The organism is Elioraea rosea (genome assembly GCF_007644105.1).
GTDB lineage: Bacteria > Pseudomonadota > Alphaproteobacteria > Acetobacterales > Acetobacteraceae > Elioraea_A > Elioraea_A rosea.
In genome coordinates, this window is the sequence record NZ_VFAC01000013.1 from 54,560 (window position 1) to 78,569 (window position 24,010).

The following is a 24,010-nucleotide window of genomic DNA, read 5'->3' on the forward strand; positions in this document are numbered from 1 at the left end:
CTGCCGCGCCGCAGCATTGATATGAATCAAGGTGCGGTGACGCCGACCGGTGCAGAGATGGCCGAAGCATGCGGGAGGCGGGACGAGCGGTCCGCGCGCCGGCCATGCGGGAATGAGATGGGTGGATGCGCATGACAGATGACGCCGTCCCGGTTTTCGCCGACGCAACGCCGCGGATCAGGCGCGTCGCGGTGGACCGTCCCTGGACTTGGCTTGCCGCGGGCTGGCGCGACGTGCTCGCAGCCCCGTCCGTGAGTCTTGCCTATGGCGCGCTGATGGTGGCGCTGACCTACCTCCTGCTTCTCGTGCTCGTTCAGGTCGGCGTGTTCTGGCTGGTTCTGCCGCTCTCGGCCGGCTTCTTCTTCACCGCCCCGCTTCTCGCCGTCGGCCTCTACGAGACGAGCAGGCGGCTTGCGGCGCGCGAGCCCGTCAGCCTCGGCCACGCCTTCGCGGCCTACAAGCGCAACGCGACGCAGCTTTCCTTCATGGGCGTGATCCTCGGCCTGTTCCATCTCGGCTGGATCCGCGTCGCGCTGCTGATCTTCGCGGTGTTCTTCGGCATCGGCTTCAACCCGACCTGGGAGAGCATCGTCCTGAAGCTGATGGCGCCGCAGGCGATCCCGTTCTGGGCCGTCGGCACGGCGGTGGGCGCGGCGTTCGCAGCGATCGTGTTCGCGATCTCTGCCATCTCCATCCCCATGCTGCTCGACCGGGACGTGAACGTGTTCACGGCGGTGGCGACATCGTTCACGGCGGTGAGGGAGAACTGGCCTGCGATGACGCTCTGGGCCGGGCTGATCGTTGCGTTCACCGCCTTCGGGCTGATCCCGCTCTTCCTCGGCCTTGCGGTGACGATGCCGCTGATCGGCCACGCCACCTGGCATGCCTACAAGGATCTCGTCGAGTAAGGATCGGCCGGGCAGAAGGTCGGGGCCGAGCGTCTCGTAGAGGCGAACTCAGAGGCGCGTGCGGGGGCACCAGGCACAGACGAAGGTGCTCGGCGCCCCTCGCCGATCACGCCGAGCCCATCGCGCGGGAGGATGCCAAGGACATCGCGCTGCGGTCTTTCGCATTATAGGCGCCGGCATGGGCGGGGATTCCCGTGGTGGTGAGATGGTCGCGCGCGATGCCGTCGCGGGCGACGGTGATGCGCCCACCCTCGCCCCCTGTTTGCCGAACGGTCAGGCGATCCGCGCCGCGCGCAGCGCCAGCGCGGCGAGCACCGCAGCGTTCAGAAGCAGGAGCGGCACGGCGACGAGCCGAAGCGCAGGGCCGAAGCGCCTCCCGAAGAACGCGCCGGCGAGCCCGACGCCGATCAGCGCCGGAACGGTTCCGGCCGCGAAGGCCGCCATTCCGAGCGCGCCGCCTAGCGCCGAGCCTGACGCGGCCGCTGCCGCGAGCGCGCCATAGAGAAGGCCGCAGGGAAGGAAGCCGAGCAGCACGCCGAGGCCGAAGCGATGCAGCGGCCGCGGGTCGGACAGAAGCGGTGCGGCGCGCCGGATCACGGCATCGACGACGCCGGCAGGCATCGACACGCCGACGCGCGAGAGAAACGGCACGGCATGTCCGAAGGCCTGCGCGAGCATCACGAGCGCGCCGAAGCCCAGCAGGACCGGAAGCGCGAGGCCGAGCCCCGCGCCGCGCGATGCAAGCCCCGCGAGAAGCCCCGCGACAGCGCCGAGCGCGGTGTAGGTCACTGCCCTGCCGAGGTGATAGGGCAGAAGCGCGCCGGCCTCGAGGCGGGAGAGATGCGGGCGTGCGGCGAGGCTCGAGGCCACCTGGCCGAGCACGAACGGCCCGCACATCCCCGCGCAATGCGTGGCACTTCCGGCAAGCCCCGCGAGGAAGAGGGCGCCCGTCAGCGCAAGCGTTCCGCCTGAGCCGAGCGCTGTCAGGTCATGCAGGCAATTGGCGAGCGTCTCCACGCGCCCCAGTGTAGGGCGCGGGCAACCGGGCGGCGAGTGGCCTCAGGCGTTGCCGGCGACGAAGGCGCGGAGCTGGTCCGCCTCCTCCTCCACGTCGGCGATGCGCCGCTTCACCACGTCGCCGATCGAGACGAACCCGACGAGCTTGCCGTCATGCATCACCGGCAGGTGGCGGATGCGCCGCTCGGTCATGGTGGCGAGCACCTTGTCCACCGTGTCGCCCGGCGTTCCGTAGATCACCTCGCGCGTCATCACCGCGCTTGCCGTCATCGTCAGCGCCGCGGCGCCATGCGCCGAGAGGGCGCGCACGATGTCGCGTTCCGAAAGAATGCCGAGAACGACGGATTCCGCATCCCGCACAAGCACCGCGCCGATGCGGTGCTTCGTCAGCGTGTGCGCAATGTTGGCAAGCGTGTCGTCTGGGCGTGCGGAGACGATCTCGTGTCCCTTGTGGTCGAGGATCGCGGCGACTGTCATGCCTCACCTCACTCTGACTGGGCGAGCCTCTTTCCCTGGGCGCAGGCCCGGGCGGCTGCCCCTTAAGGTTGCAAGCAGACACCCATCGCAACTGCCAGCGCAACCGTGCAGGTGTGCACCTGCACAATCCCCCGCCGAATCGATCACGCGCGCGTGATCGGCGTCGGCTTGCCCGAAATCTGCGCAGCGGCCCGAGCGCGGTGCCTGAAGAGGCGGCGGGGACGCTCCGATCGCCGCCGAAGCGGCGCTGCCAGGCCGTGGCACGGCGGTTGCTCAAGCCGCGTGGCCGCAGCGAGGGCGAAGACCCCGCGCGGCGACTGGGTTTCGCGACAGGGGAGCTGGAGAGATGGATCGTCGCCGTTTCATGGCCACCACCACGCTCGGAAGCGCCGGCGTCCTTGCCGCGCCGGCGGTGGTGACCGCCCAATCGACCATCACCTGGAGGATGACGAGCTTCTACGGGCCGAATGCGGCCTTCTATTCGACCGGCCCTGGAAGTGCGAAGGACCTGATCGAGCGCATCCAGGCGATGTCGAACGGCAGGCTGCGCATCCAGTTCTTCGGCGCGGGAGAGCTGATCCCCGCCGCGGAGGGGTTCGACGCGGTGAGCTCGGGCATCGTCGAGTGCAACTACGCCAACGCCTATTTCTGGACGGGCAAGAGCTTCGCCGCGCAGTACTTCACCGCCGTTCCCTTCGGCCTGAATTTCCAGGGGCTGAACGGCTGGATGTACGACGGGGGCGGCCTCGCCCTCTGGCGCGAGGTGTATGACCGATTCAATCTCGTGCCGTTCCTCTGCGGCAACACCGGCGTGCAGATGACAGGCTGGTTCCGCCGGCCGATCGAGACGGTCGAGGATCTGCGCGGGCTCAAGATGCGCATCCCCGGCCTCGCCGGCCGCGTCTACCAGGCGCTCGGCGTCGATGTCCGGCTGCTGCCGGCAGGCGAGATCTTCCCCGCCCTCGAGCGTGGCGTGATCGACGCCGCCGAGTTCGTCGGCCCCTATCTCGACCGCCAGCTCGGCCTCCAGCGCGTCGCCAAGAACTACTACACGACAGGCTGGCACGAGACGGCGACGGCGTCGGAGCTGATCGTGAACAAGGCGGCGTGGAACCGCCTGCCGAACGACCTCAAGGCGATCGTCGAGAACGCCACCGCCGCCTGTAACGTGATCAGCGAAGCGTGGTGCCAGAAGAACAACGCAGAGGCGATGGAGGACCTGGTGAGGAACCAGGGCGTGATCGCGCGCGAGCTGCCCGACGCGGTGGTTGCGCGGCTCCGCGCCGAGACGGTGAAGGTCCTTGACGAGGCCTCCGCCCGCGACCCGATCGTCAAGCGCGTCGCCGACAGCTTCTTTGCCTACAAGGCGAAGTACGACCAGTGGGCCGCCTTCAGCGAGGTGCCCTACCACACCAAGATCCGCGTCTCCTGACGCGATGGAGGCCATCGCGCGCGGCATCGATGCGGCGGTCGACGCGATCGGCCGCATCGCCGCGTGGTTCTGCTTCGTCCTTGTGCTCGTGATGGCGGGCAACGTGCTGGCCCGCTACGGGTTCAGCGCCGGAACGGTCTGGGCGCAGGAGCTCGAGTGGCACCTGATGTCGCCGATCGCGCTGATCGGCATGAGCTACGCGCTTCGGCACGGCGAGCATGTGCGGGTCGATGTGCTGTTCTCACGCTTTCCACCGCGCGTGCAGGCCGTGATCGACATGCTTGCGGCGCTTTTCGCCATCGTCGTCGCGGTGCTGATCATCCACTTCGCGCAGCGCTATGTCGGGCAGTCCTTCGCGCAGAACGAAGGCAGCGCAAACCCCGGCGGCATACCCTTTCGCTGGGCGCTGAAGGCGCTGATGCCGATCGGCTTCGCCCTGCTCGCGCTGCAATCCGTCTCGGGGCTGATCCGCGCCGCCCAGCGCTTCCGCGACGCCTGATCCGAACCGGACCGTCCCATGCCGATCACAGAGATCTACGCGCTCGCCATGCTGGGCGGCTTCTTCGTTCTGCTCATGCTCGGCATCCCGGTCGGGCTCACGCTCGCGGTGTCGGGGTTCTTCTGGGGCTGGCTCGGGTTCGGGCCGCTTCTGTTCAACCTGCTGCCGCACCGCATCTTCGGCGTCGTCTCCAACTACACGCTGCTCGCCATCCCGCTCTTCGTCTTCATGGGGGTGATGCTCGAGAAGAGCAGGATTGCCGAGGACCTGATGGACGTGGTTGGCCGCCTCGCGGGCAACCTCCGCGGGGGCCTGGGCCTCGGCATCGTCCTTGTCGGCGTGCTGATGGGTGCGACGACGGGAATCGTCGGCGCCACGGTGATCACGCTCGGGCTGCTCACGCTGCCCAACCTGCTGCGCCGCGGCTATGACCCGGGCTTCGCCTGCGGCGTGATCTGCGCCTCGGGCACGCTCGGGCAGATCATTCCGCCTTCGCTGATCCTGATCCTGCTCGCCGACATCCTCAATCTCTCCGTCGGCACGCTGTTCGCCGCGGCGATGGTTCCGGGCCTGCTTCTTGCCGGTATCTACTGCGCCTACATCCTCCTGCTCGGCATCCTGCGCCCCTCCGCCGTGCCGCCCGTTCCGGAGGAGGAGCGTGCGCTGATCTCGACGGGCGAGCTGCTGGTCAAGCTCGTCAAGGTCGTCGCGCCGCCGCTCGGCCTTGTCGTCGCGGTGCTCGGCTCGATCATCGGCGGCGTCGCCGCGCCCACCGAGGCAGCGAGCATGGGCGCGCTCGGCGCGATCGTCGTCACCTCCCTCGGCGGGCGCTTCGGCTGGCGCGTGCTGAAGGAAACGGTCCAGACGACCGCGCGCATCACCGCGATGATGATGTTCATCCTGATGTGCGCGCAGGTCTTCGCGCTCGCCTTCCGCGGGCTTCAGGGCGAGCGGCTGGTCGAGGACATGTTCGCCTTCCTGCCAGGCGGTGTGGGCGCAGACATCTGGTTCATGATGCTGATCATCTTCGTGCTCGGCTTCTTCATCGAGTGGATCGAGATCAGCTACATCGCCGTGCCGCTGTTCCTGCCGGTGCTGATGCGTGCGGAGGCGGATCTCGTCTGGATCGCGACCCTCGTCTGCGTGAACCTGCAGACCTCGTTCCTCACGCCGCCCTTCGGCTGGGCGCTGTTCTTCCTCCGCTCCGTCGCGCCGGCGGAGGTGAGCACGGGGCAGATCTATCGCGGCGTGATCCCCTTCATCCTGATGCAGGGGCTGGTTCTCGTGCTGGTGTACGCCTTCCCCGGCATCGCGACGTGGCTGCCGCGCGCCATCGGCTGGTGACTCAGACGATCCGCGCCTCGAAGGGTGGCACGAGGTCGGGCGCCTCGATCTCGACGACCCAGAGGTCGGGGTCGCGCTTCAGCGCGCGCGCGACATAGGCATCGGCTGCTTCCTGGTCGACCGGGCCCTGCCCGGTCGCGCGCATCCAGCCGAGCCGCCCCTCGCCGTCGCGCACCTGCGAGAGCGCCATCAGCCCCGCGCGGCCGCGCAGCACGACGACGATGCCGCCCGAATCCGGGTCTCCCTTGCGCAACACCACGGCGGGGCGGGCGGCCTGGTCGCATTGCCGCACTACCGCCGACACCCAGAGCCCGGATTTGAGCCGCGCCTCCATCCCTTCACTCGGCCACGCCGAAGCCGGCCGCGACGATCGCGGCCTTCGCCGCAGCGAGATCCGTCGCACCCTCGATCTCGACCTCGCCGCGCCCGAGGCTTACGGTCGCGCGCGCGCCGGGGGCCGCCTTCTCCACCGCGCGCTTCACCGCCGCTGCGCATCCATCGCAGGTCATGCCGCTGACCTTCACCGTCGCCATTGCCGTCCCTCCACCTTGACCGGGCCTTCCTCCATGCAGCTTCCCGTCCGACTAGTCCATGCCGAGCCCCTGCCGCACCCGTCCTGGGCAGAGATCATCGGGGCGGAACGGCGTTTCGCAACCCGGGCCGTCGGGATGCAGACGGGGGAAGGCGAGGTCGCTGCCATCTTCGAGGGCGTATCGGCCTTCCAGGTCGGCTCGCTGCGCGACGAGCTGCCGAGGCATCTCTGGCCCGATGCCGCGCTCCTCTCCCGGGCACCCGACCTGCTCGCCGTCTCCACCCACGGCGCGGGCTACGACACGGTCGATGTCGCGGCGATGAATGCGGCGGGCGTGCTCGTGATGAACCAGCAGGGGGGCAATGCGGAGGGCGTTGCCGAGCACGCTGTCGCCATGATGCTCACCCTGCTCAAGCGCATCACCGAGGCGCACGCGGCGATGCGCGCCGGCACGGCGGCCGATCGCCCCGCCCTGATGGGCCGCGAGCTCTCCGGCCGGACGGTGGGGCTGATCGGGCTCGGCAACATCGGCAGCCGCGTCGCCGAGATCTGCCGCCTCGCCTTCTCCTGCCGCGTGCTGGCGACCGACCCCTATCTCGATGCCGCGACGATCGCCGCCCGGGGGGGGGAGAAGGTGGCGCTCGAGAGGCTTCTCGCGGAGGCAGACATCGTTTCCGTCCACTGCCCGCTGAGCGCAGAGACGCGGGGGATGCTCGGCGCGCAGGCACTCGGCGCGATGCGGCCTAGCGCGATCCTGATTAACACGGCGCGGCAGTTCATCCATGACGAGGCCGCCGTGCTCGCAGCCCTCGAAAGTGGGCGCCTGGCCGCCGCCGGCCTCGATTGCTGGGACCGCGAGCCGCAGCCGGAGACGGCGAACCCGTTGCTGCTGCACCCCCGCGTTCTCGCCTCGCCACACACGGCCGGGGTGACGCATGAGAGCCGCACCCGCATCGCCACCTGGGGGGCGAGGCAGCTCATCGGCCTGTTCCTCGGTGGCGAGCGGCCTCCCCGCCTCGTGAACCCCGAGGCCTGGCCGCGCTTCGCCGAACGCTTCGAGGCCGCCTTCGGCCGGGCGCCGACCACCCCCGCGCCGGCGGCATGAACCCGCCCGTTCCCCTTTGCCGCGGGGTGCTCTAGCGTCCCGCCCCGCCGACCACGGGGGACCACCATGGCCAAGGATCCGACAGCCGGAATGACGGAGGCGCAACGTGCCTACGAGACGAAGCGCGCGGCGAAGGCCGGCATGACGCTCGAGAAATGGATGGCGCAGAAGCAGAAGGCCGCGATGGCCGCAGCCAAGGCGTCCACCCCGCCTCCGCCGCCCAAGAAGCGCGGCATGCTCGGCCGGATGCTCGACCGCGCCCGCGGGGAAGCCTGACGGCCGACGGCCTGATTCCGCCTAAAGCATCCGCATGAGCGTGCCGTCGCGTCGCAGCGCGTGGTGATAGACCGCGCCGCCGATATGGGCGGCGAGAAGCACCACGAGCGTGTAGCCGAGGATCGTGTGGATGGTGGACAGGATGCGGGCGAGCCATGGCGTCTCGCCGATCACGGCCGGGATGTTGATGAGGCCGAGATAGGCCGTCGCGTCCTGCATCGGAAAGCCCCAGGCATTGGTCGCGACGAAGCCGAGGATCGGCTGGATGATCAGGATCGCGTAGAGGGCATGGTGCACGGCCGCGGCCGCCCGGCGCATCGGCGCCGGAATGCTCTCGTGCATCGGCGGCGGCGGGCTCATGAAGCGCCAGGCGAGCCGCGCGAGCGCAACCATCAGGATGGTCAGGCCAGCGGATTCGTGGATGGCGTAGAACACCATCTTCGGCTCGTCCTTGATGTACTTGATGACGAAGCCGAAGGAGAGCGCGACCAGCATCAGGACGGCCGTCACCCAGTGGAAGATCTTCGCGACCGTCGAATACTGCCCATGCGGGTGCGCCGCATCGACGCGCGGAAGCGCCGGTGTGTACGTCGTCGTCTGGTCCATGCAGCGTCTCCGGTCGCCTCGCCGTTGCGACCGACTATGGCACAAGGAAGCCGGCCTCCGGGGCCAAGAAGCGCGTGAGCGGCTTCACGGTCGTCGCGCACGCGGACTGGTCGGGCGCGCGCACGGGCGCGGCGGCGAAGCGGCAGGTGGCGGTGGCCCGGCGCGAGGGTCACGTCTGGCGCCTCGCAGCCCCCGAACCGGTGGGCGACCCCGCTGTGCTCGCGCCCCGGCTGCACGCGCTTGCCGATGGCGGGGCGGCGCTCCTCGCGCTCGACGTGCCGATCGGCCTGCCGCGCCGCTTCGCAGAGGCGCATCTCGGGGGCTTCGGCAGCTTCCCCGCCTGGCTCGATGCGCTCGGCCCCGCCAGCCCCTTCCTCTCGGTCGCCGCCACGCTCGACGATGTCTCGCCCGCGCGCCCGTTCTTTCCGCTCGGGGCGGTCTCCGGCCCGGGGCTCAAGGCAGGGTTCCTCGCCCGGCTCGGCCTCGACGACGCGGCGCTTCTGCGGGCCTGCGACCGCGCCGGGCGTACTGCCAATGGCGGCCGTATCGCGCGGGCCTGCGGCATCTTCTGGACGGTGGGGGGCAACCAGGTTGGCAAGGCGGCGCTGTCTGCCTGGGCGGAGCTTCTCGTCCCGGCGCGCCGCGAGGGGCTCAGGCTCTGGCCGTTCGAGGGATCGCTTGCCGCCCTCGCCTCAGCCGGGGCGCTCGGCGCGGCGGAGGCCTATCCGGCGGAGGGCTATGCCCGGCTCGGCTTCTCAGCCCCCTCGCGCAAGCGGACGCAGGCCTGGCGAAAGGCCCAGGCGGGAGCGATCGAGGCCTGGTGCGCCCGCCACCGGATCGTGCCCGCGCCTGCGCTCGCCGCGCTGATCGGCGACGGGTTCGGTCCGAGGCCGGACGGCGAGGATGCGTTCGACGCGACGGTCGGTGCGCTCGCGGCCATCGCCGTCGCATCGGGCGCAGACCCGGAGGGCACGCCGGACGACCCCGCCATCCGCACCTGGGAAGGCTGGATGCTCGGCCGCGCCGATCAGCCCGCGTAGAGCCCCGCCGCGTTCGCGCGCGCGGCGGCGAGCGCGACGAGCAGGTCGAGCGTGGGCGTCTCCACGCCTACCATTCGGGCGAGCTTCAGGGGCACGGTGAACTGGGCATCGACCTCCATCGGCCTGCCGAGCTCGAGGTCCTGCAGGATCGAGGGCTTGTGCGTGAACCCGCCCCACTGGTCGAGCCGCGCGGCGACGTCGAGCTTCACGTCGCAGCCATAGGCGGCGGCGATGCGCAGGCACTCCTCCATCGCCTCGATGCCGGCCGCCCGCAGCACCGGGTCGCCGATCATGCCCGAGAGGCCCTTGCCGGTGAGGATGGAAAGCGGGCCGGAGGCGACGTTGCCGGAGAGCTTCTCCCACACCGCCGTGCGGATGTCGGGCACGACCGGCCCGCCCATGCCGCCCGCCTCGAGCGCCGCGGAGAGGGCTTTCGCACGATCGCTGATCGAGCCGTCGGGCTCGCCGAGGATCACGCGGCTCTTCGCCTGCGCGACCTTCACCACGCCAGGCTCGATCACCGTGCAGGCCGAGTAGACGACGCCGCCGATCGTCCGCGCGATGCCCACCCCGTCCCAGAGCGCGCCGGAGGGGTCCAGCGCGTCGAGCCGCGTTCCCTCGTGCCGTCCGCCTTCCTTGTGGAAGTACCACCACGGGATGCCGTTCGTGACGTAGGCGACCGGCGTGTCCGGCCCAAGCAGCGGCCCGATGGCCTTCGCCACCTCCGGCAGTGCGGTGGCCTTGGTGGTGACGATCACCGCATCCTGCGCGCCGAGCGCGGCGGGGTCGGCCGAGCAGGTGACTCGCCGGGTCTCGTCGAGCTCGGGCGTGATGACGCGGATGCCCTTCTCCGCGATCGCAGCACCCTGCGCGCCGCGCGCGACGACCGACACGTCCGCCCCGCCGCGGGCGAGGCGGAACGCGACATGGCCACCGATCGCCCCCGCGCCGAACACCGCGACCCGCATCAGCGCGCTGCCCGCAGATGCGCCACGAGCCGCGCGCCGGTCTCGACGAGCCAGGCAACCGCCCGCGCGCCCGCCTCGGCGGAGCCCAGGGCAGGGTTGGCACCGGATACGCCGCTTGGCGCGATGTCGTCGATCTCGAGCGGCACGGTCACCTCCACATCCTCGAAACGGAGCGCCCCGAACCCCGTCACCGGCAGGCCGAGCACGGGCGGGGGCGGCATCGGGCCGGCCATCAGGTCAGGCCGGCAGAGCTCGGGAAACAGCGCGAGCGCGACCGACCACACCGGGTCCGCGCCATGGCCGATGGGGCCGAGCGCGCCCGCGGGAGGCCGCGCGGCCTCGCCGGCGAAGGCGGGCCATTTCTGCGCCAGCGCCCGCCAGATGTGCAGGCACGGCACCAGCGCCCCGCCGCGCCGCTTGATGCCGCGCGTGACCTCGTCGATCGTCGGGTTGTTGCCGGAATGCCCGTTCAGCACGAGAACGCGGTCGAGGCCGTGACTCATCAGGCTGTCGAGCGTGTCGGCCAGCAGGGCGGCAAGCGTCTCACGCCTGAGCGCGATGCCGCCGGGCACGGGGCGGAACCAATCGGCGTAGCCGAACGGGATGACCGGGGCGACGAGCGCATCCGCCCCCTGCTGCACCGCACGCTCGGCGACCAGAAGCGCGATGCGCTCCGCGAGCAGGTAGTCGCCCATCGGCGCGTGCGGCCCCTGCTCCTCCAGGCTGCCCATCGGGAGGAGGATGACGGGGCGGCGGGCGAAGCGTTCCCGCGCCTCGGCGGAGGTGAGCTCGCCGAGCCTGAGCTTGCGCTGCATCGGGCTCAGCGCAGGAGGTCGAGAGCCGCCCGCGACAGCGCCTGCACGCCGATGGCGATCGAGGCCTCGTCGGGCTGGTACTCGCTATTGTGCAGGCTGTCCTTCCGCCCCGGCGCGCCCGAGCCGATGCGCAGATGCGCGGCCGGCACGGCTTCGGCGAAGCAGGCGAAATCCTCCGCCCCCATGCTCGCCGTTCCTTCCCGCACCGCGCCGTCGCCGAAGGCCGCCCGCATCGTCGTGACCACGCGGCCAAGCAGCGCGGTGTCGTTCACGAGCGGCGGCACCTTGCGCGCGTAGGTGAAGTCGGACGGCAGGCGCAGCCCCGTCTCGACGCCGGCGAGAAGCCGCCCCATGCCCGCCTCGACGGCATCGCGCGCGACGGCATCGAGCGTCCGCACCGTGCCCTGGAGCAGAACCGTGTCGGGGATGATGTTGCGCACCGTTCCGCCCTCGATGCGCCCGACCGTGACGACGGCGGGAGAGAGCGGGTTCACCTCGCGGCTGACGAGCGTCTGGAGCTGGCCGATGAAGAGCGCGGCCCCCGCGACCGGGTCGATCGCCTGGTGGGGATGCGCGGCATGGCCCGACCGTCCCTTGAACAGGATGTCGAACGCATCCGACGCCGCCTGGCACGCGCCGTTGACATAGGTGATGGTGCCGACGGGCTGGTAGGGCCAGTTGTGGAAGCCGAGCGCATAGTCGGGCTTCGGATCGTCGAGTACGCCATCGGCGATCATCGCTGCCGCCCCCTCGAGGATCTCCTCGGCGGGCTGGAACACCAGCAGCACGCGCCCGCCGAGCCCGGGCGCGAGGCGCTTCAGCACGGCGGCCGCGCCGAGCAGCGTGGTGGTGTGGATGTCGTGCCCGCAGGCGTGCATCTTCCCGTCGACGGCGCTCGCGAACGCAAGGCCCGTACGCTCATGGATCGGCAGCGCGTCCATGTCGGCGCGGATCAGAAGCGTCGGGCCGGGCCGGCCGCCCTCGATCATGCCGACGACCCCCGTGCGGCCGACGCCTGTGCGCGGCGCGATGCCGAGGCGCGAGAGCTCGGCGGCCACGCGCGCGGCCGTCTCCTTTTCCTCGAAGGCAAGCTCGGGGAAGCGATGCAGGTCGCGACGGACCGCGATCAGCTCCGGCGCGATGCGGTCGGTTTCCTCGCGGACGATGCTTTCGGGATCGTTCGCCGCCATGGGTCCATCCTGTCCGGGGCGTCCGCCTGGACGCGTCGGCGCGGATCATGGTCTCCGTTCGCGCCCGCAGCAAGACCGGGCCGTGCTTCTTGCCGGGCCGGGATCAGCATGCCATACGCACCGACCAAGGGAAAACGAACCAAGGGAGCAGAAGCAATGACCGGGGAGACGGCAGCCATTCGCGCACCCCTCCGCCGCCGGACACTGCTTGCCGCAGCCGCGGCAGCGTCCATTCCCGTGCGCGCGCATGCCCAGGGTGCGGGTGCCTGGCCGAACGGGCCGATCCGCTTCGTCGTTCCCTTCGCTCCCGGCGGCACCACCGACATCATGGCCCGCCTCGTCGGCGAAAGGCTCCAGGCGCGGCTTGGCGTCCCCGTCGTCGTCGAGAACCGCGCCGGCGCCGGCGCGACCGTGGGCAGCCAGATGGTCGCCTCCGCCCCGCCTGACGGGCAGACCATCGTCATGAGCAACATCGCGAGCCACGCGATCAGCCCGAGCGTGTATCGCGGCGTGCGCTATGACCCGGTGAAGGATTTCGCCCATATCGCGATGGTGACGGTGAACCCCTCCGTCATGGTGGCGAACCCGAAATTCGAGGCCCAGTCGCTCGCCGAATACATCGCGCTCGCGAAAGCAAGGCCGGGGCAGGTGAACTACGCCACCTCGGGCGCTGGCTCCTCGAACCACATGATCGGCGTCCGGCTCGGCCTCGCGGCCGGAATAGAGCTAGTGCACGTGCCCTATCGCGGCGCCGGCCCGGCGATGACCGACGTGATCGCCGGCGTGGTCGGCGTGATGTTCGACAGCCTTCCCTCTGCGTCCTCGCATATCCGCGCGGGAAGCGTGAAGGCGCTCGCCGTCTCGAGCGAGGAGCGCAACCCCGCCTTCCCCGATGTGCCCACCTTCCGCGAGCAAGGGGTCGACATCGTCTCCTATTCGTGGTTCGGCATCTCGGCCCCCGCGGGCACGCCGGCGGCGATCGTCGAACGCCTGAACGCCGAGACGCGTGCCTCGATCGCCGAGCCCGCCGTCGCGGCGCGCCTCGACGAGCTCGGCGGCAGTCCGCGCGACTGGTCGGCGGCGGAATTCACGGCCTTCGTGGCCAAGGAGTACGAGACATGGGCGCCGGTCGTTAAGGCGTCAGGCGCCTCGGCGCAGTGACGGTACCGGCGTGACGACAGGAACAGGGAACAGGCGATGAAGCGGAGACCGGACGCTCAGGATCTCTTCGCCGGGGTGATGTTCGTCGCCTTCGCCGCGTTCATGCTGTGGCTGAACACCGACCACCCGATCGGCTCGGCGCGCCGCATGGGCCCGGGCTACATGCCCATGCTGGCCTTCGGCATCCTCGGCGTGCTGGGCGTGGCGATCGTGATCGGCGGGTTGCTGACCGGGCCGAATCTCATCGGCCGCTTCGCCTGGCGCGACATGGTGCTGATCCTTCTTGCCATGGTCGTGTTCGGGCTGACGGTGGAGCGTCTCGGCTTCATCGTCTCGATCGCGCTCTGCGTCGGCATCGCCTCGCTTGCAGAGAAGGTCTGGAAACCGCTGCGCGTGGTCGGGCTGATCGCGTTCCTGCTTGCGCTGTGCTGGTTCCTGTTCATCTGGTATCTGGACATCCGGATCCCGGTCTTCCCCTGGTCGTACTGAGGGCACGCCGATGGACCTCCTGAACAACCTGGCCTACGGCTTCGGTGTCGCAGCGACCTTCCAGAACCTCGGCGCCTGCCTCATCGGCGCGCTGCTCGGCACCGCGATCGGCGTGCTTCCGGGCATCGGGCCGGTGGCGACGATCAGCCTACTGCTGCCGCTGACCTTCGGCATGTCCTCCACCACCGCCATCATCATGCTCGCAGGCATCTACTACGGCGCCCAGTATGGCGGCTCGACGACCTCGATCCTGATGAACCTGCCGGGCGAGGTGAGCTCCGTCATCACCGCGCTCGACGGCTACCAGATGGCGCGAAACGGCGAGGCCGGGCCTGCGCTTGCGGTGGCCGCGCTCGGCTCGTTCTTCGCAGGCTCCGTGGCCACGCTGCTCGTCGCCGCCTCCGGGCCGCTGCTCACCTCCGTCGCCCTCTCCTTCGGGCCGGCAGACTATTTCTCGCTGATGTTCCTCGGCCTGATCGTCTCGGCCGTGCTCAGCGAAGGCAACGTCGTGAAGTCGATCGCGATGATGGTCGCGGGCGTGGGCCTCGGCCTCGTCGGCACGGACGTGCAGACGGGCCAGCAGCGCTTCACCTTCGACATTCCGGAACTGTCCGACGGCATCGGCTTCGCGCCGATGGCGATGGGCATGTTCGGCGTCGCAGAGATCATCCGCAACCTCGAGATGCCCGAGGTGCGCGACGCGCTGAAAACGAAGATCACGCGGCTCTGGCTGACCAAGGACCAGTTCCGCCGCGTCATCGGCCCCGTGCTGCGTGGCACGGCGCTCGGCTCGATCGTCGGCATCCTGCCCGGCGGCGGCGCCTCGCTGTCCTCGATGGGCGCCTATACGCTCGAGCGGCGCATCAGCAAGAACAAGCACAATTTCGGCAAGGGCGCGATCGAAGGCGTCGCGGCACCCGAGAGCGCCAACAACGCCGCGGCGCAGACCTCCTTCATCCCGCTTCTCACCCTTGGCATTCCCGCCAACGCGGTGATGGCGCTGATGGTCGGCGCACTGATCATCCAGGGCATCCAGCCAGGGCCGCGCATGATCGAGGCGCAGCCCGATCTGTTCTGGGGCCTGATCGCCTCGATGTGGATCGGCAACCTGATGCTCGTGGTCATCAACCTGCCGCTCATCGGCATGTGGGTGCGGCTGCTGAAGGTGCCGTACGACCTGATGTATCCCGCCATCCTCGTGTTCTGCGCGATTGGCGTGTACAGCCTGAACAACAACAGTTTCGACGTGTTCACCACCGTCGTGTTCGGGTTCCTCGGCTACGTCTTCTCCAAGATCGGTTGCCCGCCCGCACCGATGCTGATCGGCTTCGTGCTCGGCCCGATGATGGAGGAGCATCTGCGCCGGGCGATGCTTCTCTCGCGCGGCGACCCGATGGTGTTCATCGAGCGTCCGATCAGCGCCACGCTGCTTGGGCTTGCCCTCCTCGCCGTCATCGCCATGGCGCTGCCCTCGATCCGCAAGACCAAGGACGAGGCGATGGCCGGCGGATGAGCATGCTCGAGGTCGCCTGCGTCACCGCCTCCGGCGTCGAGCGGCGTCGGCTCGCGGTCCGCGCCCTCGTCATCGCCGGGCTCACGGGACGGGACACGGCGGCGGTCGAGCATCACCTCGAGGAGCTTGCCGCCATCGGCGTGAAGGCGCCCTCGCGCATCCCCGCCTATTTCCGTAACACGCGCTCCCTGATCACCCACGCGACGGCGATCGAGGTGCTCGGACCCGACAGTTCCGGCGAGGTGGAGTTCGTTCTCGTCGGCATGGAGGACGGGCTCTGGGTCGGCCTCGGCTCCGACCACACCGACAGGCGGGTCGAGGCGGTCGCGATCGACGTCTCGAAGCAGCTCTGCCCGAAGGTGATCGCGCCGAGGCTCTGGCGCTTCGACGACGTCGCCGCGCACTGGGACAGGCTGACGCTGCGCGCCTGGATCGAGGACGGCGAGGGCCTCGCGCTGTACCAGGACGGCACCGTCGCCGCGATCCGCCCCCCCGAGGAGCTGATCGCGGGGTACACGGGCGGCGCGCCGCTTCCGGTCGGCACCGTCATGTTCGGCGGCACGTTCGGCGCGATCGGCGGCATCCGGCCTTCGCCGCGCTTCGAGATGGAGCTTGCCGACCCGGTGCTCGGCCGAAGCATCCGCCACGGCTACACGAGCTCGGTGCTGCCGCTCGCCTGAGCCTCGTTCAGCCGCCGACCATCCTCTGCATCAGAACGAGGTCGAGCCAGCGGTCGAACTTGCGCCCCACCTCGCGCATGTGCCCGACACGGACGAAGCCCAAGCGTTCGTGCAGGGCGATCGAGGCCTCGTTGCCCGCCTCGACGGCACCGACCATCACGTGCAGACCCGCCGCCTCGGCGCGTTTCATAAGCGCCGAGAGCAGGGCTGTTCCGATGCCGGAACGCCTCTCCCCCGCGTCGACATAGAGCCCGTGTTCGACCGTGTGCAGGTAGGCTTCGTAGGGGCGGAACGGGCCGTAGCTCGCGAAGCCGACGACGCGGCCCTGCCGCTCGGCCACGAGCACGGGAAGGCCTGCTCCCCGGCGCTCGGCAAGCCAGGCAGCGCGGGCCTGCACCGTCACCGGCGTGATGTTCCAGTTCGCGGTGGTGGTCAGGATCGCGTGGTTGGTGATCGCGACGATCGCGGGGATGTCCTCTGCCGTCGCGTCGCGCACCGACGCTGGCTGCTGCGCTCTGCCACGTGGCTGCATCCTGGCTGGTCTTCGCTCTCCGCCGAATGGACGTCGGCCGTTCTCATGCCATGCTTCGGCCGATGACGCGACCGCCCCCCTCGCAGGGAGTGCCCCCCGTCGGTCACGCCGATGCCGCGCGGCTGATCGGCGCGCTTGCCGCGCTCACCGCGCTGTCGAACTTCCACCGAGCCTCGCTCGCCGTGATCGCTCCGGAACTCTCGGCCGAACTCGGCCTCGATGCCGCCGCGCTCGGCGTCGGAAACGGTGCGTTCTTCGCGGCACTGGGGCTGATGCAGATCCCCGTCGGCCTCCTGTTCGACCGCATCGGCGCGCGCGCGACCGTCGCCGGTCTCAGCATCGTGGCGGTCGCCGGCGCGCTGTGGCACGCGACGGCGACCGATGCGGCAGGCATCGTCGCCGCACGCTTCGTCCTCGGCATCGGCTGCGCGGCGAGCTTCATGAGCGCGGTGTATCTATGCTCGCGCTGGTTCGGGCCGGCCCGCCTCGCCTCCACCGTCAGCCGCGTGTTCGCGTTCAGCCAGGCCGGAACGCTCGCGGCCGGGACCCCGCTCGCGGCGGCAAGCGGCTGGATCGGCTGGCGCGGCGCCTACCTCGTGGCGGCCGCGCTCACCGCGCTGGCCGCACTCGCCTTCCATCTCTCGGTGCGCGACGATCCGCCCGGCCGCCCCCCTCCGCCGCGCCGCCCCGAAACCGCGCGCGCGATCCTCGGCGGGCTTGCGGCGGTTCTCCGAACGCGCGGGCTCGGCCCCGTGCTCGCGATGCACTGCTTCGCCTATTCCTCGGCCGCGGTGGTGCTGACGCTCTGGGCCGGGCCCTACCTCGCCGAGGTGCACGGGCTCGGCCCGGTCGGGCGCGGCAACGTCATGCTCGCGATGGCGCTCGCCCAGGCCACGGGCACCTTGCTCGTCGGGCCGCTCGATGCGCGGCTGAATACGCGGAAATGGATCGTCGTGCCGATGGCGTGCGGCACGCTCGCGATCCTCTCCGCGCTGGCGATCGCGCCCGCGATGCCGACGGTCGCGGCGATCGCTCTGCTCATCCTGCTCTGCGGCGTGACAACCTACAGCGTGGTGACCGTGAGCCACGGACGCAGCCTGTTTCCCGAGCATCTCGCCGGCCGCGGCGTGACGACGGTGAACCTCGCCCAGGTCACCGGCGCGGCGATCCTGCCGGTGGTGACGGGCGGCGTGGTCGAGCGCGTGGGCGCACATGCAACCGGGTCCGCGGCGGCGGCCTATGGTGCGGGGTTCGCCGTCATCGCTCTCTGCCTGGGAGTGGGTTTGGCGGTGTATGTCGTGTTCGCGCGAGACAAGAAACCGAACAACTAATTTCAACTCACCGATTCGTCATGAGACGTTGATGACAGATCTGTGACAAATCGGTTTCATGAATTTACGGGAACGCATTCGGGACGGAGCAATTTTCGCCGCAGCCACGGTGGCGACGGCCGTCGCCGCACTGGCCGGGCACCCTGATGATTGGCTGATCGGCGAGGACAGGCTTCTCGAGACGCTGTCCGCCGTCCTCTACGCCTCCGCATCCGTGATCGCCATCGCGCTGCTGCTTCGGCTGAGGCGCGCGGCGCACCCCGCGCTGTGGTTCATCGCGCCCTTCGCCATGATCTGCGCGCTCGACGAGATCAGCTTCGGCGCCCGTCTCTTCGCCATCGAGATGCCTCCGCTCAAGGGCGGCGGGGAGTTCGACGGCGCGCATGACGTGATCATCCTCGTCGTCCGCGAGGCGCAGGCGATGGATCCAGCGCTGCTCGCGCTGCTGCTCGGGGGAACCGTCGCGGTCTGTATCCTGCTAGCTTGGCTGCTTCGGCGCCGTCTGGCCGCCCTGACCGCGCATGTGATCGCCGATCCGGTCCTGTTCCGTCTGGCGATCTGTTTCGGCTTTCTGGTCGTCTCGCAGGTTCTGGACGTCGAAGTCCTGGATGTGCCGAAGGCGATGTACTTCGAGGAATGGGCCGAGACGTCAGGGGGCTACTGGATCCTGTCCGCTGTCCTCGCAGCGCCACGCTCACACGGTGTCGCGGCGGCAGGCCTCCGGCCCGCGACGGCCCCTCAGGCCAGCAGCGCGATCAGCCCGACAGCGAACAGGATCGCGTAGGCGACCGCCCGGAAGCTGGCCTGCCCTACGCGGCCGAACAGCGCCGCGCCGACGCGCACGAACAGCAGAAGCACCGGCACGAGCAGGGCCACCTTGACGAGAACCTCGAGGGTGAAGAGCCCGCCGAGGAAGGGCGGCACCAGGGAGACGAGGCCGACGATCGCGAAGAACAGGATCAGGTTGGCGCGATGCTCGCGCGCTTCCTCCGTGCCGGCGAGGAGGTAGAGGATCACCGGTGGCCCACTCATTCCCGTCGAGCCCTTCATGAGCCCGGCGGAGGCGCCGACCGCCATCGTCAGAGGCGTCGGACGCGAGCCGCGATAGCGCCAGCCGCTTGCTAGCACACCGCCGAATACGATGACGAGCACGCCCATCGCGCGCGTCAGCACCTCCGGGTCGGCCACGAACAGCACCCAGGCGCCGAACGGCACCATGGCGCAGGCTGCGAGGGCCATCGGGAACGCCACGCGGCGGTTCACGTGCTGCCACGCGCCGAACAGCAGCTGGCTGCCGATCAGCGCTTCCATCAGCAGCATCGCAGGAACACCCACGGTCGGGCCCCACAGGACCGAATAGACCGGTGCCAGCGTGATCGCCGTGCCGAAGCCTGCGAAGCCGCGCATCACGCCGGCGATCGCCGTCGCGACGAAGGCGACGGCGAGCTTCCAGTCGAACGAGGCGAGAAGCGCCGCCCAGAACGTGCTCAGCACCGTGGCATCACCATGCCGGGCCGTCATCGAGCGGTTCGAGCGCCACCACCGCGACGTTAACCAGAACCTTACCCGCGTTCTCGAAGTTCACCGTCACCCGCGTGCCGATGACGCTCTGCACCTGCCCCTCTCCCCATTCTGGGCGGTCAGGGTGTCGTACGCGCTGGCCAGGTGTCAGGAGCGTGGGCACGGGTCGAGGATAGGTGGTTGCTCCCCGCACCACCACTGGCCGCTCGGGTTGCCAAGCGCGACCGCTGCGCATAAGTCGGGGCCTTGCGTCGCGGCCCGAAGGGCCCTGGGAGGAGAACGCCATGCCATCGATCGGACGGAGAGCCGCGCTCGGCACGCTTGCCGCCGCCGCACTCGCACGCCCCGCCCTCGCACAGTCCTGGCCGAGCGGGCCGATCCGCATCGTCGTGCCGTTCCCCCCCGGCGGCAGCACCGACGCCGTCGCGCGCCTCGCCGCGCCGGGGCTGCAGCAGGCGCTTGGGGTTCCCATCGTGGTCGAGAACCGCGGCGGCGCGGCAGGCAGCATCGGCACCGGCACCGTCGCCCGCGCCGAGCCGGACGGCAACACCTGGCTTCTCACCTTCGACAGCCACGCCGTGCTCGAAGCGCTTCTGCCCTCGCTGAACTTCTCGCCGGACAAGGACCTCGTGCCGGTGATGCACATCGGCGGCGCGCCCTATGTGCTCGGCACGGCCCCCTCGAAGCCGTACCGGACGATCGCCGACGTCGTCGCCGCAGCCAAGGCGCAGCCCGATTCCGTGAGCTTCGGCTCGACAGGCAACGGCACCGTCGGCCATCTCGCGATGACGCTCCTGGCGCAGCGCGCGGGCGTGCGGCTCACCCACATCGCCTACCGCGGCGGCGGCCCGGCCGTGACGGATGCGGTTGCCGGCAATGTCGATCTCATCATCGGCTCGGCGGCCGTGCTGAACCCGCAATTCGCCGGCGGCAGGCTTCGCCCGGTGGTCCAGATGGGAAGCGAGCGTCTGCCCGGCCTCCCCGACACGCCGACGATGCAGCAATCGGGCTTCGACGGCTTCCTCGCCGAGGCCTGGTGGGCCGTGTTCGCCCCGGCGCGCACGCCGGCGCCGGTCATCGCCCGCTTCCACGAGGCGCTTGTCGCGGCCTTCCGCGACCCGAAGGTGAACGAGACGATGACGACGTCGCAGCAGGCGCGCGTGGTGCTGTCGACGCCGGAGGAGGCCAAGCGCTTCGTCGACAACGAGGTCGCGACGTGGGGCAAGGTCGTGCGCGACAACGCGATCCGGCCGGACTGACGCTTTCTGCTCCCTGGGCGCCTCAGCGCGCCCAGGGATTGCGGCGCAGCCTGCCGCCGCCGAAGCGCGGCGGCGGCGGCAGCGGCGCGGCCTGCCAGGCAGGCTCCCAGGGCGCCGGCGGCATTGGCGCCGGCGCGGCAAGCTCCCGCAGCGCGGCGATCCTCTGCGCCACGGTCGGATGCGTACGGAACCAGCGCAGCCAGGACGGCCCGCGCGCCGCGAGCCTCTCGAAATCGTCGCCCTGGATGCGCTCGAGCCGCGCCAGCGCCGAGGCCAGCGCGGCCGGGTCGCCGGTGAGCTCGGCAGCGCCCGCATCGGCGAGGAACTCCCGCGTCCGGGTGAGCCTGAGGGTCAGCAGGTCGGCCAGCACGGGGGAGAAGATCAGCACGAGCGGCAGCAGCGGATGCGCCCCGATCGCGCCGAAGCCCGCAAAGATCGCAACGAGCAGTCCGGCCTGGGCCATGATCCGCGTCGCGGTCGCGGCGATCGAGGCAAGCCGCAGGACGAACAGGTCGCCATGCCGGACGTGGCTCACCTCATGGGCAAGGACGGCGGCAAGCTCCTCAGGCGGCAGTGCCTCGACCAGGGCACGGGTGACGCCGATGCCGGGGTCGCGCTCTGTTCCTGCGGCAACCGCCTGGAGCGGCTTCTGCGGAAGCAGCCAGAGCCGGGGCATGGCAGGCAGGCCAGCGCGCGCGGCGAGCTCGGCGAGCATCGCGTGCAGCCCCGGCGCCTGGAAGGGCGAGAGCTGTGCTGCGCCGAGGCCCTGGCGGAACAGCGTGCCGCCCGGCACGGCCGAGAAGGCCATGGTCGCGGCCGCGAAGCCGAGGCCGAACACAAGCCCCTGCGCGCCCGCGGCGAGATACCCGACCGCCGCGGCGAGGCCCGCGAGCGCAGCGATCGTCGCTGCCGTCTCGAGCCGGTTGGCGAGCCGGGCGCGGGCGACGGCCTTGGTCTCGGTGATCAGACGCTGCATCCGCCCCCCGAAGGCCATGATCGGCCCGCCGGTGGTATCGCCTTCACCCGCCTGGCGCTATAGCTGCGTCGCACACTCCCACTGCAACGGTGTCCATCCTCATGCCCGACCCGCACCCCGCCACCGATGCGGCTCCTGCCGTCGTCCCGGTCATCCTCTCGGGCGGCACCGGAACGCGGCTCTGGCCGGCGAGCCGCGAGAGCCTGCCGAAGCAGCTCCTGCCGCTCGTCTCCGACAAGACGATGATCGTCGAGACCGCGCTGCGGGCGGGGCGGGAGGCAGGGTTCGCCCCACCCATCGTGGTCTGCAACGAGGCGCACCGCTTCATGGTGGGGGAGCAGCTTCGGGAGGCGGGCGTGACGGGGGCGCGCATCGTTCTCGAGCCCGAGGGGCGCAACAGCGCGCCCGCGATCGCCGCCGCCGCCGTTCTGGTGGCGGAGACGGCGCCCGATACCCCCCTCTGGTTGATGGCGGCCGATGCCGCGATCGCCGACATCCCCGCCCTGCACAAGGCCGTTGCGGCCGCGACGGCGGCCGCGCGCGCCGGCCGTATCGTGACCTTCGGCATGACGCCGACCGCGCCCGAGACCGGCTATGGCTACATCGAGGCAGGCGCGCCGCTTGCGGGGCTTGACGGCGTGCAGGCGGTGACGCGCTTCACCGAGAAGCCGGATGCGCCGACGGCTGAGGCCTTCCTCAAGGGCGGGCGGCATCTCTGGAACAGCGGCATGTTCATGTTCACGGCCGCCACCCTGATCGCCGAGCTCGAGCGGCACGCACCCGAGGTGCTCGTCGCCGTGCGTGCCGCCGTCGCCGCGCGCACGACCGATCTCGACTTCATCCGCCTCGACAAGGCCGCCTTCGTCCGCGCCCCCTCGATCAGCCTCGACTATGCGGTGGCGGAGAAGACGACCAAGGCCGCCGTGGTGCCCGCCTCGCTCGGCTGGTCCGATGTCGGGTCCTGGGCGGCGCTGTGGGACCTTGCGGCGAAGGACGGGTCCGGCAACGCCGCGATCGGCAACGTGCTAATCGAGGACAGCCGCAACAGCTACGTGCGCAGCGACGGCCCGCTCGTCGCCGTGCTCGGGCTCGACGATGCCGTCGTGGTCGCGACAGAGGATGCGGTGCTGGCCATGCCGCGCTCGCGCGCGCAGGACGTCAAGCGCATCGTCGACCGGCTGAAGGCGGCGAAGCGCAAGGAAGCCACCGAGCATCGCCGGATGTACCGCCCCTGGGGCTTCTACGAGGGGCTGATCATGGGCGACCGGTTCCAGGTCAAGCGCATCGTCGTCGTGCCCGGCGGACGCCTCTCTCTGCAGAAGCACATGCACCGCGCCGAGCACTGGGTGGTGGTGAACGGCACAGCGGAGGTGACGCGCGACGACGAGGTCCTGCTCGTGCGCGAGAACGAGAGCGTCTACCTGCCGCTCGGCTGCGTGCACCGCCTGGTCAATCCGGGGAAGATCCCCTTGGCGCTGATCGAGGTCCAGTCCGGCCCCTATCTCGGGGAGGACGATATCGTCCGCCTCGAGGACGTGTACGGGCGCGGCTGATGGACCTCGAGCTGAAGGACAGGGTCGCCCTCGTCACCGGAGCATCGGCAGGGCTCGGGCGCGCGATCGCGGCCGAGCTTGCCGCCGAGGGCGCGCGGCTCGCCATCCTCGCCCGTCGCGCCGCCCTGCTCGAAAGCCTCGCGGACGAGATCGCCGCGAGCGGCGCTGAGCGGCCCCTCGTCATCCTCGCCGACATCACCGAGGCTGCGACGGCCGAGCGCGTGCGCGAGGCCGTGCTCGGCGGGTTCGGGCGGTGCGACTGCCTCGTCAACAACGCCGGCGGCTCGCGGCCCCAGCAGGGGCTCGGCGCGGACGAGGCGTGGGAGGAGGCGATGATGCTGAACTTCACCGCCGGGCGGCGCATCGCGCACGCGCTCATCCCGGCGATGCAGGCCAATCGTTTCGGGCGCATCGTCAACATCACCGGCCAGGACGAGCCGCACAACATCAACGCCGCCAATGCCCCGAACGGGGCGGTGCATATCTGGGCCAAGGCGCTCTCCCGCGCCCTCGGGCCGGACGGCATCACGGTGAACTCGATCGCGCCCGGCCGCATCCATTCCGAGCAGATCGACCAGCGCGTGATGCCGACGGAGGAGAGCCGCCGTGCCTGGGTCGAGGCCAATGTTCCCGTGGGCTACATCGGCGAGCCGCGCGATCTCGCCGTGCTGGCGACGTTCCTCTGCTCGCCTGTCGCACGCTACATCACCGGCCAGGTGATCCACGTCGACGGCGGAACGCGCCGGTTCAGCCACTGAGCCCCGGGACGCCGTAGCCGAAACGATC

At 70.4% G+C, this 24,010-nt stretch carries 28 protein-coding genes; 16 read left to right on the forward strand and 12 right to left on the reverse strand.

Annotated features, from left to right (window positions below):
- Positions 1–131: 131 nt before the first annotated feature.
- Positions 132–908, forward strand: a complete 777-nt coding sequence (locus FIF60_RS10365) for a DUF2189 domain-containing protein (RefSeq protein WP_144186001.1) — start codon at positions 132–134, stop codon at positions 906–908.
- A 273-nt stretch (positions 909–1,181) separates the two neighbouring features.
- Here FIF60_RS10365 and FIF60_RS10370 read toward each other — a convergent pair whose 3' ends face one another.
- Together FIF60_RS10370 and FIF60_RS10375 are read right to left on the reverse strand one after the other, a co-directional pair.
- On the reverse strand, positions 1,182–1,925 hold the full coding sequence (locus FIF60_RS10370; RefSeq protein ID WP_158639160.1) for a sulfite exporter TauE/SafE family protein: 744 nt from the start codon (positions 1,923–1,925) through the stop codon (positions 1,182–1,184).
- Between the two features lie 42 nt (positions 1,926–1,967).
- Entirely contained in the window at positions 1,968–2,402 is a 435-nt protein-coding gene (locus tag FIF60_RS10375; RefSeq protein WP_144186003.1) for a CBS domain-containing protein, read from the reverse strand.
- Positions 2,403–2,748: 346 nt separating this feature from the next.
- On the opposite strand from FIF60_RS10375, the gene FIF60_RS10380 reads away from it, so the two are divergent.
- The 3 genes from FIF60_RS10380 to FIF60_RS10390 are packed head-to-tail and all read left to right on the forward strand — an operon-like array spanning position 2,749 to position 5,677.
- Positions 2,749–3,834 carry a TRAP transporter substrate-binding protein gene (locus tag FIF60_RS10380; protein WP_144186004.1) on the forward strand — a complete coding sequence of 362 codons (1,086 nt, stop codon included), beginning with the start codon at positions 2,749–2,751 and terminating at the stop codon, positions 3,832–3,834.
- A gap of 4 nt (positions 3,835–3,838) precedes the next feature.
- Positions 3,839–4,333 carry a TRAP transporter small permease subunit gene (locus FIF60_RS10385; protein ID WP_144186005.1) on the forward strand — a complete coding sequence of 165 codons (495 nt, stop codon included), beginning with the start codon at positions 3,839–3,841 and terminating at the stop codon, positions 4,331–4,333.
- 18 nt (positions 4,334–4,351) lie between these two features.
- On the forward strand, positions 4,352–5,677 hold the full coding sequence (locus FIF60_RS10390; RefSeq protein WP_144186006.1) for a TRAP transporter large permease: 1,326 nt from the start codon (positions 4,352–4,354) through the stop codon (positions 5,675–5,677).
- 1 nt (position 5,678) lies between these two features.
- Here the strand turns inward: FIF60_RS10390 and FIF60_RS10395 are convergent, their stop codons facing one another.
- Together FIF60_RS10395 and FIF60_RS10400 are read right to left on the reverse strand one after the other, a co-directional pair.
- On the reverse strand, positions 5,679–6,011 hold the full coding sequence (locus FIF60_RS10395) for a DUF1491 family protein (RefSeq protein ID WP_144186007.1): 333 nt from the start codon (positions 6,009–6,011) through the stop codon (positions 5,679–5,681).
- A 4-nt stretch (positions 6,012–6,015) separates the two neighbouring features.
- Positions 6,016–6,210, reverse strand: coding sequence for a heavy-metal-associated domain-containing protein (locus tag FIF60_RS10400; RefSeq protein ID WP_144186008.1), 195 nt, complete (start codon positions 6,208–6,210; stop codon positions 6,016–6,018).
- A gap of 33 nt (positions 6,211–6,243) precedes the next feature.
- Between FIF60_RS10400 and FIF60_RS10405 the strand changes: the two genes are divergently transcribed.
- Entirely contained in the window at positions 6,244–7,314 is a 1,071-nt protein-coding gene (locus FIF60_RS10405; protein ID WP_144186009.1) for a hydroxyacid dehydrogenase, read from the forward strand.
- A 90-nt stretch (positions 7,315–7,404) separates the two neighbouring features.
- A complete protein-coding gene (locus FIF60_RS10410; RefSeq protein WP_338032069.1) occupies positions 7,405–7,590 on the forward strand; it encodes a hypothetical protein in 186 nt (61 codons plus the stop codon).
- Positions 7,591–7,611: 21 nt separating this feature from the next.
- Here the strand turns inward: FIF60_RS10410 and FIF60_RS10415 are convergent, their stop codons facing one another.
- Positions 7,612–8,196 (reverse strand): cytochrome b, encoded by a 585-nt coding sequence (locus tag FIF60_RS10415; protein ID WP_144186011.1) that lies wholly within the window; start codon positions 8,194–8,196, stop codon positions 7,612–7,614.
- Between the two features lie 74 nt (positions 8,197–8,270).
- Between FIF60_RS10415 and FIF60_RS10420 the strand changes: the two genes are divergently transcribed.
- Complete coding sequence (locus tag FIF60_RS10420; protein WP_144186012.1) at positions 8,271–9,236, forward strand: hypothetical protein; 966 nt, start codon at positions 8,271–8,273, stop codon at positions 9,234–9,236.
- On the opposite strand, the gene FIF60_RS10425 is transcribed toward FIF60_RS10420, so the two are convergent.
- The 3 genes from FIF60_RS10425 to FIF60_RS10435 are packed head-to-tail and all read right to left on the reverse strand — an operon-like array spanning position 9,224 to position 12,209.
- Positions 9,224–10,204 carry a ketopantoate reductase family protein gene (locus FIF60_RS10425; RefSeq protein ID WP_144186013.1) on the reverse strand — a complete coding sequence of 327 codons (981 nt, stop codon included), beginning with the start codon at positions 10,202–10,204 and terminating at the stop codon, positions 9,224–9,226. The genes FIF60_RS10420 and FIF60_RS10425 overlap by 13 nt on opposite strands.
- Positions 10,204–11,019 (reverse strand): creatininase family protein, encoded by an 816-nt coding sequence (locus FIF60_RS10430; protein WP_144186014.1) that lies wholly within the window; start codon positions 11,017–11,019, stop codon positions 10,204–10,206. Before FIF60_RS10430 ends, FIF60_RS10425 begins: the two co-directional genes overlap by 1 nt.
- A 5-nt stretch (positions 11,020–11,024) precedes the next feature.
- Positions 11,025–12,209 (reverse strand): M20 metallopeptidase family protein, encoded by a 1,185-nt coding sequence (locus FIF60_RS10435; RefSeq protein WP_144186015.1) that lies wholly within the window; start codon positions 12,207–12,209, stop codon positions 11,025–11,027.
- Between the two features lie 156 nt (positions 12,210–12,365).
- Between FIF60_RS10435 and FIF60_RS10440 the strand changes: the two genes are divergently transcribed.
- Genes FIF60_RS10440 through FIF60_RS10455 form a run of 4 tightly spaced genes read left to right on the forward strand, consistent with a single transcriptional unit; the run spans position 12,366 to position 16,052 of the window.
- Positions 12,366–13,370: a Bug family tripartite tricarboxylate transporter substrate binding protein gene (locus FIF60_RS10440; RefSeq protein WP_158639161.1), complete on the forward strand. Its 1,005-nt coding sequence runs from the start codon at positions 12,366–12,368 to the stop codon at positions 13,368–13,370.
- Positions 13,371–13,406: 36 nt separating this feature from the next.
- Positions 13,407–13,859, forward strand: coding sequence for a tripartite tricarboxylate transporter TctB family protein (locus tag FIF60_RS10445; protein ID WP_144186017.1), 453 nt, complete (start codon positions 13,407–13,409; stop codon positions 13,857–13,859).
- Between the two features lie 10 nt (positions 13,860–13,869).
- On the forward strand, positions 13,870–15,372 hold the full coding sequence (locus FIF60_RS10450; RefSeq protein ID WP_144186018.1) for a tripartite tricarboxylate transporter permease: 1,503 nt from the start codon (positions 13,870–13,872) through the stop codon (positions 15,370–15,372).
- Positions 15,369–16,052, forward strand: a complete 684-nt coding sequence (locus FIF60_RS10455) for a DUF2848 domain-containing protein (RefSeq protein ID WP_204251163.1) — start codon at positions 15,369–15,371, stop codon at positions 16,050–16,052. Before FIF60_RS10450 ends, FIF60_RS10455 begins: the two co-directional genes overlap by 4 nt.
- Positions 16,053–16,059: 7 nt before the next feature.
- Here FIF60_RS10455 and FIF60_RS10460 read toward each other — a convergent pair whose 3' ends face one another.
- The gene (locus tag FIF60_RS10460) at positions 16,060–16,548 is read right to left on the reverse strand and encodes a GNAT family N-acetyltransferase (RefSeq protein ID WP_338032070.1); all 489 of its coding nucleotides are present in this window, start codon (positions 16,546–16,548) and stop codon (positions 16,060–16,062) included.
- Positions 16,549–16,646: 98 nt separating this feature from the next.
- On the opposite strand from FIF60_RS10460, the gene FIF60_RS10465 reads away from it, so the two are divergent.
- Together FIF60_RS10465 and FIF60_RS10470 are read left to right on the forward strand one after the other, a co-directional pair.
- The gene (locus tag FIF60_RS10465) at positions 16,647–17,915 is read left to right on the forward strand and encodes an MFS transporter (RefSeq protein ID WP_158639162.1); all 1,269 of its coding nucleotides are present in this window, start codon (positions 16,647–16,649) and stop codon (positions 17,913–17,915) included.
- Positions 17,916–18,024: 109 nt separating this feature from the next.
- Positions 18,025–18,699, forward strand: a complete 675-nt coding sequence (locus FIF60_RS10470; RefSeq protein WP_144186021.1) for a hypothetical protein — start codon at positions 18,025–18,027, stop codon at positions 18,697–18,699.
- On the opposite strand, the gene FIF60_RS10475 is transcribed toward FIF60_RS10470, so the two are convergent.
- Both FIF60_RS10475 and FIF60_RS22380 read right to left on the reverse strand, forming a co-directional pair.
- Positions 18,654–19,436, reverse strand: coding sequence for a sulfite exporter TauE/SafE family protein (locus FIF60_RS10475; RefSeq protein ID WP_144186022.1), 783 nt, complete (start codon positions 19,434–19,436; stop codon positions 18,654–18,656). The genes FIF60_RS10470 and FIF60_RS10475 overlap by 46 nt on opposite strands.
- The gene (locus tag FIF60_RS22380) at positions 19,417–19,821 is read right to left on the reverse strand and encodes a DUF3553 domain-containing protein (protein WP_408869844.1); all 405 of its coding nucleotides are present in this window, start codon (positions 19,819–19,821) and stop codon (positions 19,417–19,419) included. The genes FIF60_RS10475 and FIF60_RS22380 overlap by 20 nt, the downstream gene beginning before the upstream one ends.
- On the opposite strand from FIF60_RS22380, the gene FIF60_RS10485 reads away from it, so the two are divergent.
- Positions 19,721–20,695, forward strand: coding sequence for a tripartite tricarboxylate transporter substrate binding protein (locus FIF60_RS10485; RefSeq protein WP_144186024.1), 975 nt, complete (start codon positions 19,721–19,723; stop codon positions 20,693–20,695). The two genes, FIF60_RS22380 and FIF60_RS10485, sit on opposite strands and share 101 nt — an antisense overlap.
- Before the next feature lie 22 nt (positions 20,696–20,717).
- Here FIF60_RS10485 and FIF60_RS10490 read toward each other — a convergent pair whose 3' ends face one another.
- Entirely contained in the window at positions 20,718–21,671 is a 954-nt protein-coding gene (locus FIF60_RS10490) for a M48 family metalloprotease (protein WP_158639163.1), read from the reverse strand.
- Positions 21,672–21,772: 101 nt separating this feature from the next.
- Here FIF60_RS10490 and FIF60_RS10495 point away from each other — a divergent pair, with 101 nt between their 5' ends.
- Both FIF60_RS10495 and FIF60_RS10500 read left to right on the forward strand, forming a co-directional pair.
- Positions 21,773–23,224, forward strand: coding sequence for a mannose-1-phosphate guanylyltransferase/mannose-6-phosphate isomerase (locus FIF60_RS10495; protein ID WP_144186026.1), 1,452 nt, complete (start codon positions 21,773–21,775; stop codon positions 23,222–23,224).
- Positions 23,224–23,982, forward strand: a complete 759-nt coding sequence (locus FIF60_RS10500; protein ID WP_144186027.1) for an SDR family NAD(P)-dependent oxidoreductase — start codon at positions 23,224–23,226, stop codon at positions 23,980–23,982. The genes FIF60_RS10495 and FIF60_RS10500 overlap by 1 nt, the downstream gene beginning before the upstream one ends.
- The last annotated feature ends 28 nt before the right edge of the window (positions 23,983–24,010 follow it).